Source organism: Micromonospora mangrovicola, assembly GCF_047200535.1.
GTDB lineage: Bacteria > Actinomycetota > Actinomycetes > Mycobacteriales > Micromonosporaceae > Micromonospora.
Map to the genome: position 1 here is coordinate 25728 of NZ_JBJZOG010000039.1, position 15529 is coordinate 41256.

Below are 15529 nucleotides of genomic sequence, written 5' to 3' on the forward strand. Positions count from 1 at the left end.
GCCGGACCGCGGGTCCGGCTTCGTCGTGTCACCGTCTGGACGGGGAGGTTGTCGTGGCTCTCGGCGCCACGTTCGCCGCGCTACGCCACCGGAACTACCGGATCTGGGCCGGGGCCGGCTTCGTATCGGTCATCGGGACCTGGATGCAGGTACTCGGGGTCAACTGGTACGTCATGTCCGAAACCGGCTCGGCGACCTCGATGGGGCTCACCGTCCTGCTCCAGGCGCTGCCCACCCTGGTGCTCAGCGTCTGGGGTGGCGCGCTGGCCGACCGGTTGCCGGCCAAGCCGCTGCTGATCGTCGCCCAGGCGGCTCACGCGGCCCTGGCGGCCGGCCTGGCGGCGGTTGCCGTCACCGGCGTCGGCGGGCTGCCGGCGATCTACGCGATCTCCCTGGTCACCGGGGCGGTCTCGGCGATCGAGGGTCCGGTCATGGGCCGCTGGTCCTCGACCCTGGTGGACCGGGAGAGCCTCGGCAATGCCCTGGCGCTGGGCTCGCTCACCAACTCGGCCGGCCGCATCCTCGGCATGAGCCTGGGCGCCGTCGTGGTCGCCGCGGTCGGCCCGGCCCTGCTCTTCGCGACCAACGCCGCCAGCTTCGTCGCCGTGGTCGCCGCCCTGTTCGCCGTACGCGAGGGGGAGCGGCACGCCGGCGGGGCGGCGTCGGCCGATCCGGCCCCGGCGGACGGCGGCATCCGGGCCGGCTTCCGCTACCTGCTGCGTCAGCCGGTGGTACTGGTCGCCCTGGCGTTGTCGTTCGTGCTGGGCAGCCTGGGCCGCAACTACCAGGTGACCATGGCGGCGATGAGCGAGGGCCCGCTGCACGGCGGCGCCTCCGGCTACGGCTTCCTGTCCACGGTCTTCGCCGTCGGCACGGTGGTCGGCGCGCTGGCCGCGGCCCGCCGCCGGGAGTTGGGCTACGGGGTGCTGGTGGGTGCCGGTCTGCTGGCCAGCAGCCTGCAGGTCGTCGCCGGCCTGGCCCCGGGAACGCTGAGCTTCGCCGCGGTGATCCTGCCCGTGGCGGCCGCCGCGGTCGTGATCGACACCACGGTCGGCACCCGGGCCCAGCTCGACACCGACTACGCGTTGCGGGGCCGGGTGCTGGCCGCGATCGCGGTCACCGGCTCGGTCTCCGCCGCCGTCGGCGCGCCGCTGCTCGGCTGGCTCTCCGAGCACGTCGGCCCCCGGCAGACGCTGGTGCTGGCCGGCACGGTCGCCGCGCTGGCCACCGCCGTGGCCGGGGTGACCCTGGACCGGCTGCGTGAGCGCCGGCTGCGTCGCCGGCTCACCCGGGTGCTGGCCGGTCGCGCCGTGCTGCCGGTCCGCCGGGTCGCCGCCACGGCCGCCCGCGTCGTACGGCCGGCGGACGTGGGGCTCGGCGCCGCGCGCCACGCGTCGCTGCCCCGCCCCGCCCTGTCCCCGGCGGTGGCCGGTGCCGCTCCGGGTGCCCTGTCGGGTGCGTTCCCGGCGGTCCTGGCCGGCGGGCCCGCGGGCACGGCGGGTCCCGGCGCCGGTCGGCTCCGGTCGAGCCGGGCCGCCCGCGCGGGGCAGGACTGCGCCGCCTGCGCGCCCCGCCGGTCCCGCCGTCGGTCCCGGCTGACCGGTGCCCCCCGGCCGGTCGCCGCTCACCGGGACGGCTGCCCCCGCGCCTGACCGTCGCCGGCAGTCGGCCGGGCCGCCCGTGGGTGAGCGACGTCAAGGCCGGTGGGGCCGAGCGGCGCGAAGATCATCACTACGCTGCGGGTATGGACGTCGAGGAGCGCCTGCGGCGGATCCGCCGCTGGCTGTGGGTCGTGGTGGTGGGGCTGTTCCTCAGCGGGGTGACCGCGTTCCCGCTGGAGATCGAGGTGCGGTGGCTGTTGCGGGCGCTCGATCCGCTCGCCGGCCAGTTCCCGGCGCTGGTGGACTGGATCGCCCGGGTCCACACCGGACTCGTCGAGACCGGCGACCGCTATCCGTTCATGCTGTACGGCACCGACTGGCTGGCCTTCGCCCACCTGGTGCTGGCGGTGGCGTTCTGGGGGCCGTTGCGCGACCCGGTGCGCAACGTCTGGGTGGTCCAGCTCGGGATGATCGCCTGCGCCGGCATCGTGCCGCTGGCGCTGATCTGCGGCCCGGTGCGGGACATTCCCTGGTTCTGGACGCTGGTCGACCTCTCCTTCGCCGTCGGCGCGTTCCCGCCGCTCTGGTTCGCCTACCGGCACATCCGGGCAATCGAGGCGGCGCGGGCGTCGACGGCGATGCCGGTGCCGGCCGCCGGCTGACCCGGCCGGGGCCTCTCCGCTGGTGGAGGGGCACCGGCCGGCGCCGGTCAGCGGTCCAGCAACTGGTGCGCCGCCCGGATCCCCGCCCACGACCTCGGCTGCGCGGGCGCCAGGGCGGTGCGCGTGGCGGCGGTCGGCTCGGGACGCCCGGCGGTGAACAGCCAGGTGGTGAAGAGCTCGTCCAGGTCCTGGCCGGAGATTCGCTCGGCGAGCGCCTGGAACTGGGCGATGCTGCCGTTGCCGTAGGCGTGCTCGGCCGTCCAGGCCGGCAGGATCCGGAAGAACGCGTCGTCGCCGACGGCCAGCCGGAGCTGGTGCAGGGCCATCGCGCCCCGGTCGTAGACCGCGTCGTGGAAGATGTCGCCGGCGCCCGGGTCACCGGGAAGGACCTGCCAGAAGTCCGCGTCGGCCGGATAGTAGCCGTAGGTGAGGTCGAAGAGTTCCTGGGCGCTGCCTTCGCCCTGCTCCTCCGACCAGAGCCACTCGGCGTACGAGGCGAAGCCCTCGTTCAGCCAGATCTGGCTCCAGTCCGCCACCGAGACCGAGTCGCCGAACCACTGGTGCGTGTTCTCGTGCACCACCACGTACGGGTTGGACCCGCGCCGCCAGAAGCCGGGCCCGTACACCGGGCGGGTCTGCGTCTCCAGGGCGAAGCCGATGCCGTCGATCGGGCCGGCCACCCCGCCCTGCGCCTCGAACGGGTACGGCCCGAACACGCCGCTGCACCAGTCGACGACCTCGGCGGTCCGTTCGATGCTGGCCCGCGCCGCCCCGCCCCGGTCGCCGAGGGTGGTGCTGTACGCGTTGACCACCGGCTGGCCGTTCGGTGCGGTGTCGGTGACGATGTCGTACTGACCGATGGCGATGAACGCCTGGTAGGTGGCGCCCGGCTTGGTGCTGCGTCAGCTCCACCGGGTGCGGTTGCCGGCCTCAGGGCGCGGGGCGCGCGGCTGCACCCCGTTGCTGATCACCTCGACGCCGGTGGGCACGGAGACCGAGATGTCGAAGGTGTCGCACGGGGTGGACTCCCTCCATCAAGGGTGTACGCACCGCCAAACTAATCGATGGCTGTGAACGCATCTGCCCCGTTCCGAGGGCTCCGGCTATTCAGTTCGTGGAAATATTTCGATAGCATTACCGCCTAGTAACAAGCCACCCACCCCCTGGCCACGCGCGCGGACCACGGGCTCCACCACCACCTGCCTCGTGGAGGTCCTGCCATGTCCCGTCGCGTCCGCACCGTGCTGACCGCGTTGCTCGCGGCCGTCCTCGGCGCCGTCGCCGTCCCCGGTGTCGCCCAGGCGGCCACCGTCAACTACGTCGCCCTCGGCGACTCCTACTCCTCCGGCGTCGGCGCCGGCCCGTACGACTTCTCCACCTGCCTGCGCAGCGAGAAGTCGTACGCCCCGCTCTGGGCCACGGCCCACTCGGTCGCCAGCTTCCGCTTCCCCGCCTGCGGCGGCGCGGTCACCGCCGACGTCATCAACGGCCAGGTCGGCGCCCTGAGCGCCAGCACCACCCTGGTCACCATCACCATCGGTGGCAACGACGCCGGCTTCGCCGACGTCATGACCAGCTGCCGCTTCGGCAGCACCTCGGACTGTGAGAACGCGGTGAACGGCGCCAAGGCCTTCGCCACCGGCGCGCTGCCCGGACGGCTCGACGCCACGTACGCCGCGATCCGGAACCGGGCCCCCGACGCCCGGCTGGTGGTGCTCGGCTACCCGCGGCTGTTCGAGACCGGCTGGTGCGGGCTGCTCGCGATGAGCAGCTACAAGCGGACCATCCTCAACCAGGCCGCGGACGTGCTGGACAGCGTCATCGCCGGTCGGGCCGGCGCGGCCGGCGCCACCTACGTCGACGCCCGGCCCTTCTTCGCCGGCCACGGCGTCTGCGCCGCCGACCCGTGGATCCACGACGTCAGCGGGTTGATCGAGGCGTACCACCCGGACGCCGACGGCTACCGCCGCGGCTACCTGGCCGCGTTGACCGCCGCCATCGGCTGACCCGGACCGGCGGCCGACGGTCCCACCGCGGGCCGTCGGCCGCCCGCGGCGTTGCGCCGGGCGTCGACAATGGCGCGATACCTGGAGTGACGCGGAGGTGACCATGCGCGAACCGGTGACCCGGCCGCGGCCCCACCCGGGGTGCGAGCGACTCCCGGCGGGCAGCCTCGCCCTGTTCGCCCGCCTGCCCCGCCTTGCAGCTGCTGCTCTGGCTGCTGCGCCGCGCGGTGCCGACGGCGGCCCGGACCCGGGCTGCCGCCCCGGCTGACGGCCCGACGGCCGGCGGTCCGGGATGGACCGCCGGCCGCCGGGTGCGCCGTGGTGCCGTCGATGGCCGCCGCCGGGTGGACCCGGGCCGCCGGCCGCCGTGGCTCAGCGTCCCGCCGTCGCGAGTTCAGCGGCCGGCTCCGGCGCGGCGCCCCGGCTCGGCAGCGGACCACGCGGTCCGCGTACCGCCCGCCGGCCGGAGGGCACGGCCAGGGCGGCCAGCGCGGCGGCCACCGAGATGCCGGTGAGCAGCAGGAAGCCCATGGTGAAGCCGGCCTCCCGGGGCAGCCCGCCGGCCTGTGGGTGAGCGGTGATCACGCTGCTGGCGACCGCGGCGCCGATCGCGCCGCCGATGGTGCGGATGTTGGCGTTCATGCCGGTCGCCACGCCGGTCTGGTGGGCCGGCACGTTGGCCACGATCAGGTTTGCCATCGAGGCGAACGCCAGGCCGATGCCCAGCCCGACCAGCGCGCCGGCCACGCCGATCTCCCAGCGGGTGTCGTGCGCGCCGGTCAGCATCGCGGCGGCGAGCACGTTGAACACGGCGCCGGTGGCCAGTTGCGCCTTGGCGCTGAACCGGGCCGCCAGCCGGCCGGCGACGATCCCGGCCACGAACATGGCGACCAGCATCGGCAGCATCAGCAGGCCGGCCTGCGTGATGCTCGCGCCGAAGCCGTACCCGGCGCTGCGCGGGATCTGCACGAACTGCGGCAGGAAGGCGTAGACGGCGAACATCGAGGCGCCGTAGAGCAGGGCGACCAGGTTCGTCGTCCAGACGGCCGGCAGGCGCATCATCCGCATGTCGATCAGCGGGTTCGCCGAGCGGGTCTCGGCCACCAGCCAGGCGACCAGCAGCACGCCGGCGAGCACCAGCAGGCCGGTCACCCGGCCGGAGCTCCAGCCCCACGCGGCGCCCTTGCTGACCGGCAGCAGCAGCGCCACCAGCCAGCCGGAGAGCAGCAGCGTCGCCGCCCAGTTGACCCGGCCCGGCGTGCGGACCGGCGACTCCGGCACGAACAGGTGCGCCGCGAGCGCGGTGAGCCCGACGACGACCATCGGAATCCAGAACAGCCAGCGGTAGCCCAGGGTGGCCACGATCGGGCCGGCGAGCACGACGCCGAGGCCGCCGCCGGCGGCGACGATCGCCGAGATCGCCGCGACCGCCGAGCTCACCCGTGCGGCGGGGAACTCGTCCCGGATGATGCCGAACGAGAGCGGAAAGACCGCGCCGCCGACGCCCTGGACGACCCGGGCGACGATGAGCACGCCGATGTTGGGCGCGACGGCCGCCAGCAGGCAGCCCAGCGCGAGCGCGCCGAGGGAGACGATCAGCATCCGCTCCTTGCCGACCATGTCGCCGATCCGGCCGAGGACCGGCGTGAAGATCGACGCGGAGAGCAGGTAGGCGGTCAGCACCCAGGTCACGGTGTTCTGGGAGGTGTGCAGGTCGTGCTGGATGGTGGGCAGCACCGGGGTGATCAGCGACTGGAGCATCGCGAAGAAGCCGGCACCGGCCGCGAGGACGAGGAAGGTCAACCGGCGCGAGTCGCGCCGGACGGTTTCGATCACGGAGAAAACTCCCGTTCGGGTACGAAAGGGTCTGTCAAGGCCGACGGTGAATGTGCGGCCGGAGTGACTGGCGGGGGTCGCCCGCGCGGATCGGGCGACGGTTGGCGCGCGGACGCGGCCGGGGCGAACCCCGCGCCGGTCGAGGCGGGTGGGCTGCCGGTTGGTCAGCGGGCTGCGGGCATGGTGGGACCTCCTGGGTCCGGTGTCCGAGCTGCCGATCGCGCAGGTGGGATCGGCGGCGATCCGGGGTAAGCTATCCGGAGGCATGGCTCCGGTCGGTTCCGGAGGGGTGCCTCCACTAACGTAGCGGAGGGGTGCCTCCGCTTGCAAGGCGAGAGGAGTGACGCCCGTCATGGCCAGCGACGACCAGCTGGGGAAGGTCTTCGCACGGCGCCCGAAACGGGCCGACGCCCAGCGCAACTACGACGCGCTGATCGCCGCCGCCCGAGAGGTGTTCGGGGAGTGCGGCGCGGGCGCCTCGCTGGAGGAGATCGCCCGGCGGGCCGGGGTCGGCATCGGGACCCTCTACCGGAACTTCCCCAAGCGGCGCGACCTGTTCGAGGCGGTCTACGTCGAGGAGGTGCGCGCGCTCAGCCGGTCCGCCGCCGGCCTGGTGGACCTGCCGCCGTGGGACGCCCTGGTCGGCTGGCTGAACCGGTTCGTCGCGTACGTCGCCACCAAGCGGGCCCTCGCCGAGGAGTTGGTGCACGATTCCGAGGTGTTCCGCAGCTGCCGCACCGAGATCTACGCCGCCGGCGAGCCGTTGCTGCGGCGCGCCCAGGACGCCGGGGTGGCCCGGCCGGACGCCGGCTTCGACGACGTGGTGCGGCTGATCAGCGGGGTGACGGCGTACCAGTTCCCCGATCCGGCCCAGCGCGACCGGGTGCTGGCCATCGCCCTGGACGGCCTGCGCTCGCCGGCCGCGCACGGCTGACCTCGCGCGGGGCGCGCCGTCCCGCCCCGAAAAGACGAACGGCCGGCGGCTCCCCACGGGGAGACCGCCGGCCGCCCGGACCACTCAGGACGCCGCGACGTCCGCGTTGCTCGGCCGGCCCCACGGGCCGGTGATCGCGAAGACGTAGCCCGGGGTCTGGATGTTGGCGAACAGGATCGTCCCGTCCGCGCTGAACGTCGGCCCGGTGAACTCGCTGTCGTTCAGCTCGTTGCGGGCCAGCGGGTACGCCTTGCCCTGCTCGGTCACCCCGACCAGGTGCGACACGCCCTCGCCGTCCTCGGCCAGGATCACCCCGCCGTACGGCGACACGGTGATGTTGTCCGGCCCGTCGAAGTTGCCGTTGTCCGCCTCCGGGTCGGCGTTCACCCCGAAGATGGTCTTCAGGGTGACCGTCTCGGTGCGCGGGTCGTAGAACCAGACCTGGCCGTCGTGCTCGTTGACGCTGCCGTCGTCGTGCCGCGCGAAGCTGGCCACGAAGTACGCGCCGCCGTCGCCCCACCAGGCGCCCTCCAGCTTGCGGCTGCGGGTCACCTGCTCGTCGGTGAACTGCTTGCGCACCGACACGGTCTTCGCGTCCCGGTCCGGCACGTCCACCCACTCCACCTTGTACCGGGTGCCCGGGGTGGTGGCCTCGGACAGGTCGGCGACGTGCTGGCTGCCGCGCAGGCACCGCATCGCCTGGAGGCGGCCCGCGGTGTCCCCGTCGGGGCGCTCGGCGAGGGCGCGCAGCGTGCCCTTGCCGCCCCCGAAGCCGGACGGCGGCGTCCACCGGAAGTACAGCCCGTGCGGGCCGCTCGCGTCCTCGGTCAGGTAGATCGAGTGGGTGTACGGGTCCACCGCCACCGCCTCGTGCGCGTAGCGGCCGAGGAACTTCAGCGGCACCGGGTTCTGGTTGGCGGCCCGGTCGTGCGGGTCCACCTCGAACACGTACCCGTGGTCCTTCAGGTACTGCCCGCCCGCCTTCTGCTCGGTCTCCTCGCAGGTCAGCCAGGTGCCCCACGGGGTGATGCCGCCGGCGCAGTTGTTGTGGGTGCCGGCCACGCTGACGTACTCGCGCAGCCGCCGGCCCTGCCCGTCCACCTCGATGGTGGTGGTGCCGCCCCGGGCACCCGGGTCGTAGGTCAGCCCCGCCAGCGCCGGCACCCCGTACGGCTCACCGCCACCGATCTCGTGGTTGTTGACCAGTACGGACCCGTTCGGGCCGCGGAAGCAGCCGGTGCCGTCGGCGTCGCTCGGGGTCGGCTGGCCGGACTCCAGCAGGGTCTCGCCGGCCTGGGCCACGATGGTGTACGAGAAGCCGGGCGGCAGGGCCAGCAGGCCGGCCGGATCCGGGACGAGTTCGCCGTAGCCGACCGCGGGGCGGCAGGCCGCCCGGGCCGCCGCCGGCCCCGCGATCGCTTCCAGGCTGCCGGCCACCACGATGCCGAGGCCGCCGGCCGCGCCGGTGCGCAGCAGCGAGCGGCGGGAGATGGGGGAGGAGGTCACGTCGTCGCCTTCCTGTTCACTTGCCTATGGCGAGCAGGCAAGTCGGGCCGGGGGAACGGCGGGCGGTGAAAACGACTGCGGCCGGGTGAACAGTGGGTCAACGTCGGGTGCGCCCGCGTACTGTGCCGGGTCGGCGCGCGTCCGTTAGGGTTCCCTCGATCGGGGACCGCGGCGGCGTCGGAGGGCGGACGGTGGGCAGGCTCGCGACGGCGTACGGGCAGGCGCTGGCCGTGCACCGGCAGGCGCTGCGGCGCTGGGAGGCCGTGCGCCGGTCCCTCGCGGCCGCCGAGCCGGTCGCCCCCGGCAGCCCGGAGCTGGTCGCCCGGCTGGCCCGCCTCGGGGCCGCGCTGGCCACTCCCGCGCCCGGCACCGCCCGTCCCGCCACCACCCCCGTCCCGGTACGGGTCGGCGAGGCGACCACCTTCGACGGTGGCTTCCCGGCGCTGGTCCCGCTGGCCGGCGGCACCCACCTCGTGGTCGACGCCGACGCGCGCGATCCCCGGGTCGGTGAGCTGCTGCGCGCCGTGGTGACCCAGTTGCTGGCCGCCGCCCCGCCGGGCACGGTCCGGGTCGCCGGCATCGACCCGGCCGCCTTCGGCGCCGCCTTCCTGCCGCTGCGCCCGCTGCTCGACGCCGGCGTGCTCGCCCCCACCGCCACCACCGCCGCCGAGGTGGCCGCCCTGCTGGACGAGGCGGAACGGCACGCCCGGGCCGCCCAGCACACCGGCGGGGACGACCAGGAGTTGCTGCTGCTCGTCGCGGCGTCCACCCCGGCGCCCCGCGAGCTGGCCCGGCTGGCCGCGCTGACCCACGCCGGCCCGGCCGCCGCGGTCTGCGTGCTGCTGGCCGGCTACCCGGCGGCCGGCCCGGGCGAGGCGCCGCCGCCGCTCGGCGCCACCACCCGGCTCCGGCTCGGTGGGCGGTACGCGCTGATCGGCGACCCGCCCGGGCGGCCGTACAGCGGGGACGGCAGTGGACTGGCGGCCCCGGTGGTGCTGGACGGCGACCCGTCGCACGCCACGGTCACCGGGCTGGCCCGCCGGCTCGCCGGGGCCACCCGCCGGGCCGAGGCGGTCACCTTCGCCGAGCTGCTCCCGGACCGGCGCTGGGCCGAGTCGTCCGAGACGGGGCTGCGCACCGTGCTGGGCCGGGGCGGGCGACAACCGGTCACGGTCGCCTTCGACGACGCCACCCCGCACTGGCTGGTCGGCGGGCGCACCGGCGCCGGCAAGACGGTCCTCCTGCTCGACGTGCTCTACGGCCTGGCCGCCCGGTACGCCCCCAGCGAGCTGCAGCTGCTCCTGCTCGACTTCAAGGAGGGGGTCAGCTTCACCGAGTTCGTCCCCACCGAGCGCGACCCGTCCTGGCTGCCGCACGCCCTGGCGGTCGGCATCGAGTCCGACCGCGAGTACGGTGTCGCGGTGCTGCGCGAGCTGCGCGACGAGCTGACCCGCCGCGCCGACCTGCTGAAACGGCACGGCGTCACGAAGCTCGCCGACCTGCCGCCGAACGTCCGGCCACCCCGGACCGTCACCGTGGTCGACGAGTTCCACGTGCTCTTCGCCGGCAACGACGCGCTCGCCCGGCAGGCCGTCGACCTGTTGGAGGAGCTGGCCCGCAAGGGTCGCTCGTACGGCCTGCACCTGGTGCTGGCCAGCCAGAGCACCACCGGTGTGGCGGCCCTCTACGGCCGGGCCGAGGCCATCTTCGGCCAGTTCCCGCTGCGGATCGCGCTGCCCGGCGGCGCGGCGGTGCTGGACGCGCCCGGCGACGCCGCCAGGACGCTGGCCGTGGGTACGGCCGTGCTGAACACCGCCGGCGGCGCGGCCGGCGCGGACACCGTGGTCCACTTCCCCGACGCGCACGCCGCGACGGCCGACCTGGCCACCCTGCGGCACGAGCTGTTCCAGGCCCGGCCGGCGGGCTCGCCGCCACCGACCGTCTTCCGCGGGTACGAGACGCCCCGGCTGGCCGACGACCTCACCTGGGCCGGGCTGCGACCCGGCGCCGAGCCGCCGCTCGCGCTGGTGGGCCGCACCGTCGACGTGTCCGGCAGCACTGCCGCGTTCCGCCTCGACGCCGCTCCCGGCCGGCACCTGGCCGTGGTCGGTACCGCCGCCGCCGGGGCGGACGTGCTCCGGTCGGCCGCGCTGAGCCTGGCCCGGCAGCACACCCCCGGCACGGCCCGCTTCCTGCTCGCCCCCCTCGCGCCGGGCACCACCGTGCTCGCCGACGACCTGGCGATGACCCTCGCCGCCGCCCGGCACCCGGTCCGCCGCCTCGACGCGACGGAGCTGCGCACGCACCTCGCCGAGGCGGCCGGCGGGTCCGACCGGCCCGGCGGTCGGATCTACCTGGTGGTGTTCGGGATGGACGCGGCGGCCGGCGCGCTGGCCGCCGCCGACCCGGCGACGTTCCGCTCCGGACACGACGACCTGCGGGCCGTGCTGCGGGAGGGCCCGGCGCACGGTGTGCACCTGCTCGGCTGGTGGCGCGGGCTGCGCCGGCTCGGTGAGGACCTCGGCGGGACGCAGCACCGCGACGACGTGGCCTGCCTGGTCGTGCTGAACGTGCCCGGCGCCGACCTCGGCCTGCACCTGAACGCGCATGATCTCAGCTACACCCCCCGCGACGGCCGGGCCCTGCTGGTCGACCGGCACGACCAGCGGACCGTGCTGATGGCGCCCTTCGTGGCCGACGGAGACGACCAGTGACCGGATTCGAGGAGTACGCGGCCGTGGCCCGGGAACTGGCCGCGCGGCAGCGCGGCGGGGAGCAGGCCGTCGCCGCCGAGGCGCAGCGCCGCCGGACCCTGCAGGCCGCCGTCGACGAGCTCGGCCGGCGGCTGGCCGCCCAGGGGCAGCGGCTCGACCAGCTCGGCTGGGCCATCGGCGTGTCCCCGATCCCGGACGACACCGCAACGGCGGTCGGCGCACCGACCACCGCGGTCGGTGCCGCAACCGGGCCGCCGTCGGTGGCCGGGCAGTCGGATGCCGCTCCGGCGGCGCCGGCGGACCCGCCGCCCGGGTCCGGGACGGGGGTGGGGGGTGGCACGGCCGCCGCGCCCGGGGTCGGGGCATACCCGGGCGGGGCCGCGCCCGGCCAGCGGGCGGGTGACCCGACGGCGGAGCTGGCCGCGGTCCGGCAGCTCGCCGACGAGGCCGACCGCTGCGGCCAGCAGGCCGAGGCCCTCGCCCACCGGCCCGTGCTGCTGCCCACCTGGTCGCCGCTGGGCCGGGCGGTCGCGGTGTACGCCGCGTGCGCGCTGGCCGGCTCGCTGCTGATGCTCGCCACCCTGGTCGGCTCGCCGGTCCCGGTGTCCGGGCTGGACCTCGTGGCCGCGGCCGCCTGTGCGGGCGTGCCGCTGCTGTCCTTCCTGGCCGGACAGGTGGTGCTGGCCCGCTGGGGCAAGCCGGTGATCGGGGGTGGCAACCCGCCGTCGCGGTACGTGCCGCTCGGCTTCGTCCTCTGCGCCCTGCTCTCCTCCGGCCTGTTCTGCCTCTACCTGGTCGCCTTCCGCCTGCTGCGCTGATCGAGGGGCGCGGGCGCCCCGGCCCCGGTGGTCGTGTTGTCGCCGGCGGCGAGGTGATCTCGTAGGCTGCTCGGTGGCCGGTGCGGTGGCGCGGGTCGGGCGACGCGAGGCGACATCGGGGAGGGTGTGTGAGCGCAGCTCAGATCATCGCCAGGCTGGCGGCGGCCGCGCAGAAGCTGGACGAGGCGAAGGCGAGGACGGCCGCCGCGGCCCAGGACGCCGCCGAGGCGCGGGCGTTGGTGGCCGGCGCGCTGGAGGGCGTGGCGGCCGGACCGTTGCTCGGCATGATCGACGCCTACCGGCAGGCGCTGGCCCAGGCCGCTCAGGGCGGCGATCCCGCGCGACAGCACGTGCAGGAGACGATCGCCAAGGTCCAGGCGCTGGGGAGCTGAGCACGGTTGGGCGACAACGACCGGTCCGGCGCCGTCGGCGGCGGTGAGCTGGACGGCTTCCGCGTCGGTCACCTGCCGGCCGGCGTGGGCGCGGAGGTGACCGACTTCGCGACCGAGTGGGACGACGTCACCTTCGCCACCCGGGTCTGGGAGCGCCACGTCGACGAGGGCTACCGGGTCGACCTGCGGGTGCACGTGCTGCGCGGTGCCCGGATCGCCGATCTCGCCGCCCTGCGCGACTTCCTCGGCGAGTACCACGAGCGGGCGCCCGACGGCGGGAAGTGGGACGCGTTCCCGCACCCCGACGGCCCCGGCCTGATCGGTGCGGGGGAGGCGTTCTGGCTGGTCGAGCCGGGCCTCGCGGTCGACGTCCTGGTCGACCCGGAGTACCACGACGGCCCGATCCTGGCGGCCGTGGCCAGGGCGGTGACGAGAGTCGGGACGGGCGGCTGAGGCAGGGCGGCTACCCGCCGAGGACGCGTTCGACCTCGCTGCGCACGGCCGCGGACGCGACCGGCGCCCAGGCGGAGAACAGTTCGCTGAAGTAGGCCCGATGCCGGTCGAGCAGAGCGGGCAGCTGGGCGATGACGTCCAGCTCGTTGACGATGCTCAGATCGACCAGCGGGGTCAGCTGCTCGGGGCCGACCGTCCTGGTCCGTCCGGTGAACCGGTCGTGGACCTCCCCGGTTGTCGCGAGCCGCGGCCACGAACGCTTCCGGTCGCACGCGCCGTACAGGTAAACCAGGGCCTCGGCGTCGGTCCCGATGAGCTCGCGCAGCCGGCCCCGGTCGGTCCAGTCGAGCAACGCGAGGTCGAAACCATCGGTTCCGTAGACCGCGTGCGCCAGACCTGCTGACTGGACGTCCGGTTGCTGGCCCAGCTCGGCCAGGCGTTGCCGCACGCGACACAGGTGGGCGTAGAGGGTGCCGCCGGGATGTTCGATGTGCTCGGCCCCTCGGTCGCGCAGCCAGGCCCGCAGGTCAACGCCAGTGCTCATGACCCGACCGTAGGGCAGGGCACTCGTGACGGGCCGACCCTCGGCGTGCGCAGTTCATCACAGCTCACGGGAGCGGAGGCGGCGGCAGGGTGGCCGAGCCGAGGCAACCGGTGAGCGTGAGACGCCCGGGCGTCGTCCGTCCCGTCCGGACCGCGATCCGATTCGCCGGTTTGCGCTTCCAGCGCGATAACGGGTTACCAGCGCGTAACTTTTCATTGACGTGTGTGAAATCGGACACGCATCATCGGTGCCACGGTCGATCGGATTCCCCCACCCGTCCCTCCCGGGCTTTTCCCGGGTGCCTCCCATCGGAGGTGCAGCCATGCTGTCCCGAATGATCCTGGCCGCCACCACGGCCGCAGCCGCCCTGCTCGTGCCCGCCACCGCGGCCCAGGCCGTCCCGCAACGCGCCACCACCGTCACCGTCGACGCCGCCACCACGGCGGACGCGGCGCCCCTCGCCGCCGCCGACGCCAACCCGGTCGTCGTCGTCGGTGGCCTGATCGGAATCTCCATCGCGTACGAGCCGATCGCCGCCCGGCTGCGCGCCGACGGCTACCGGGTCTCGATCTACCAGCTGCCGGGCCTCGGCTTCGGCGACATCCGGGACTCCGCCCGGTCCCTGTCGTCCTACGTGGACCAGGTCCGCGCCGCCACCGGGGCGGCCAAGGTGGACCTCGTCACCCACTCCGAGGGCGGCCTGGTCAGCCGCTGGTACGTGAAGTTCCTCGGCGGCGCCGCCAAGGTCGACCACTACATCAGCCTCGGCAGCCCGCAGTACGGCACGTACGTCGCCAACATCGTCAACTTCCTCGGCCTGGGCAGCTGCGCCGGCATCGTCGCCTGCCAGCAGATGTCCATCGGATCGAGCCTCCTCGCCGACCTCAACGGCGGCGACGACACCCCCGGCGCGGTCCGCTGGACCACCGTCCGGACCTGGCAGGACGAGTTGGTCCGCCCGGTGGGCAACGCCGCCCTCGCCGACGGCGCCAGCAACGTCCTGGTGCAGGCATGGTGCCCGCTGCGGATCGTCGGCCACCTCGGCCTGGTGCTCGACGGCACCACGTACACCATCGTCCGGCAGGCGCTCGCCGACGCCGCCATCCACCCCAACTGCTTCGCCCTGTAGCAGCGCCGGGGCCGCCGACCCGTCGGTCGGCGGTCCCGCGCGTGCCCGGGTCAGGCGGCCTTGGCGAGCGCCTCGAACTCGTCGTCGGTGAGCTGCACCTCGGCGGCGGCCACGTTCTCCTCCAGGTGCGCCACCGAGGACGTACCCGGGATCGGCAGCATGACCGGCGACCGGCGCAACAGCCAGGCCAGGGCGAGCTGCGCGGGCGTCGCGCCGTGCTCGGCGGAGATCGCGTCCAGCGGGCCGCCCGGCCGGGCCAGGTTGCCGGTGGCGATCGGGAACCACGGGATGAACCCCAGGTCGTTGCGCTCGCAGTGGTCCAGCACCGCCTCGGCGCTGCGGTCGGCCAGGTTGTAGAGGTTCTGCACCGAGACGATCGGGGTGATCCGCCGGGCCGCCTCGATCTGCTCCACGGTCACCTCGGAGAGGCCGATGTGCCGGACCTTCCCCTCCTGCTTGAGCAGGGCCAGCTCGCCGAGCTGGTCGTCCAGCGGCACCTTCTCGTCGATCCGGTGCAGCTGGTAGAGCGGGATGCAGTCCAGGCCGAGGTGGCGCAGGCTCAGCTCGCACTGCTGGCGCAGGTACTCGGGACGGCCGACCGGCCGCCAGTCGCCCGGGCCGGACCGGGTCAGGCCCGCCTTGGTGGCGATGACCAGGTCGTCGGCGTACGGGTGCAACGCCTCCTTGATCAGCATCTCGCTGACAAAGGGCCCGTAGGAGTCGGCGGTGTCGACGAAGGTCACCCCCAGCTCGTACGCCCGGCGCAGCACCCGGACCGCCTCCGCCGGATCCTTCGGGTCGCCCCAGACCCCCGGACCGGTGATCTGCATCGCCCCGTAGCCGAGCCGGTCGACCTGGAGGTCGCCCCCGATCCGGTAGGTGCCCGAGGCCTTCGCGGGCTGGGTGCTGGCACTGGTCGCCATGCCGGTCCTCC

Annotated in this window: 14 protein-coding genes; 9 read left to right on the plus strand and 5 right to left on the minus strand. The window is 74.7% G+C overall.

Annotation, left to right across the window (positions count from 1 at the left end; all coding sequences use genetic code 11):
- The first annotated feature begins 53 nt into the window (after positions 1 to 53).
- Positions 54 to 1652 (plus strand): MFS transporter, encoded by a 1599-nt coding sequence (locus ACL02O_RS17510; RefSeq protein WP_412819149.1) that lies wholly within the window; start codon positions 54 to 56, stop codon positions 1650 to 1652.
- Positions 1653 to 1744: 92 nt separating this feature from the next.
- Positions 1745 to 2263, plus strand: coding sequence for a hypothetical protein (locus ACL02O_RS17515; RefSeq protein WP_412819150.1), 519 nt, complete (start codon positions 1745 to 1747; stop codon positions 2261 to 2263).
- A gap of 47 nt (positions 2264 to 2310) precedes the next feature.
- On the opposite strand, the gene ACL02O_RS17520 is transcribed toward ACL02O_RS17515, so the two are convergent.
- Positions 2311 to 3075: a M1 family aminopeptidase gene (locus tag ACL02O_RS17520; RefSeq protein WP_412819151.1), complete on the minus strand. Its 765-nt coding sequence runs from the start codon at positions 3073 to 3075 to the stop codon at positions 2311 to 2313.
- A 408-nt stretch (positions 3076 to 3483) separates the two neighbouring features.
- Between ACL02O_RS17520 and ACL02O_RS17525 the strand changes: the two genes are divergently transcribed.
- Entirely contained in the window at positions 3484 to 4269 is a 786-nt protein-coding gene (locus tag ACL02O_RS17525; protein ID WP_412819152.1) for an SGNH/GDSL hydrolase family protein, read from the plus strand.
- 372 nt (positions 4270 to 4641) lie between these two features.
- Here the strand turns inward: ACL02O_RS17525 and ACL02O_RS17530 are convergent, their stop codons facing one another.
- Positions 4642 to 6105 (minus strand): MFS transporter, encoded by a 1464-nt coding sequence (locus tag ACL02O_RS17530; protein ID WP_412819153.1) that lies wholly within the window; start codon positions 6103 to 6105, stop codon positions 4642 to 4644.
- Positions 6106 to 6457: 352 nt separating this feature from the next.
- Between ACL02O_RS17530 and ACL02O_RS17535 the strand changes: the two genes are divergently transcribed.
- Positions 6458 to 7039, plus strand: a complete 582-nt coding sequence (locus ACL02O_RS17535; RefSeq protein WP_412819154.1) for a TetR/AcrR family transcriptional regulator — start codon at positions 6458 to 6460, stop codon at positions 7037 to 7039.
- Between the two features lie 84 nt (positions 7040 to 7123).
- Here the strand turns inward: ACL02O_RS17535 and ACL02O_RS17540 are convergent, their stop codons facing one another.
- A complete protein-coding gene (locus tag ACL02O_RS17540) occupies positions 7124 to 8545 on the minus strand; it encodes an alkaline phosphatase PhoX (protein WP_412819155.1) in 1422 nt (473 codons plus the stop codon).
- Between the two features lie 191 nt (positions 8546 to 8736).
- Between ACL02O_RS17540 and ACL02O_RS17545 the strand changes: the two genes are divergently transcribed.
- The 4 genes from ACL02O_RS17545 to ACL02O_RS17560 all read left to right on the plus strand — a co-directional run bounded on the left by ACL02O_RS17545 (position 8737) and on the right by ACL02O_RS17560 (position 12922).
- Entirely contained in the window at positions 8737 to 11259 is a 2523-nt protein-coding gene (locus ACL02O_RS17545) for an FtsK/SpoIIIE domain-containing protein (protein ID WP_412819156.1), read from the plus strand.
- Positions 11256 to 12077 (plus strand): hypothetical protein, encoded by an 822-nt coding sequence (locus ACL02O_RS17550; RefSeq protein ID WP_412819157.1) that lies wholly within the window; start codon positions 11256 to 11258, stop codon positions 12075 to 12077. Before ACL02O_RS17545 ends, ACL02O_RS17550 begins: the two co-directional genes overlap by 4 nt.
- Before the next feature lie 128 nt (positions 12078 to 12205).
- A complete protein-coding gene (locus tag ACL02O_RS17555; RefSeq protein ID WP_412819158.1) occupies positions 12206 to 12469 on the plus strand; it encodes a DUF6244 family protein in 264 nt (87 codons plus the stop codon).
- Positions 12470 to 12475: 6 nt separating this feature from the next.
- On the plus strand, positions 12476 to 12922 hold the full coding sequence (locus ACL02O_RS17560) for a hypothetical protein (RefSeq protein WP_412819159.1): 447 nt from the start codon (positions 12476 to 12478) through the stop codon (positions 12920 to 12922).
- Positions 12923 to 12932: 10 nt separating this feature from the next.
- Here the strand turns inward: ACL02O_RS17560 and ACL02O_RS17565 are convergent, their stop codons facing one another.
- The gene (locus ACL02O_RS17565) at positions 12933 to 13466 is read right to left on the minus strand and encodes a DUF6817 domain-containing protein (protein WP_412819160.1); all 534 of its coding nucleotides are present in this window, start codon (positions 13464 to 13466) and stop codon (positions 12933 to 12935) included.
- 322 nt (positions 13467 to 13788) lie between these two features.
- On the opposite strand from ACL02O_RS17565, the gene ACL02O_RS17570 reads away from it, so the two are divergent.
- On the plus strand, positions 13789 to 14595 hold the full coding sequence (locus ACL02O_RS17570; RefSeq protein ID WP_412819161.1) for a lipase family alpha/beta hydrolase: 807 nt from the start codon (positions 13789 to 13791) through the stop codon (positions 14593 to 14595).
- 50 nt (positions 14596 to 14645) lie between these two features.
- Here the strand turns inward: ACL02O_RS17570 and ACL02O_RS17575 are convergent, their stop codons facing one another.
- Positions 14646 to 15518, minus strand: a complete 873-nt coding sequence (locus tag ACL02O_RS17575) for an aldo/keto reductase (protein ID WP_412819162.1) — start codon at positions 15516 to 15518, stop codon at positions 14646 to 14648.
- Between the last annotated feature and the right edge of the window lie 11 nt (positions 15519 to 15529).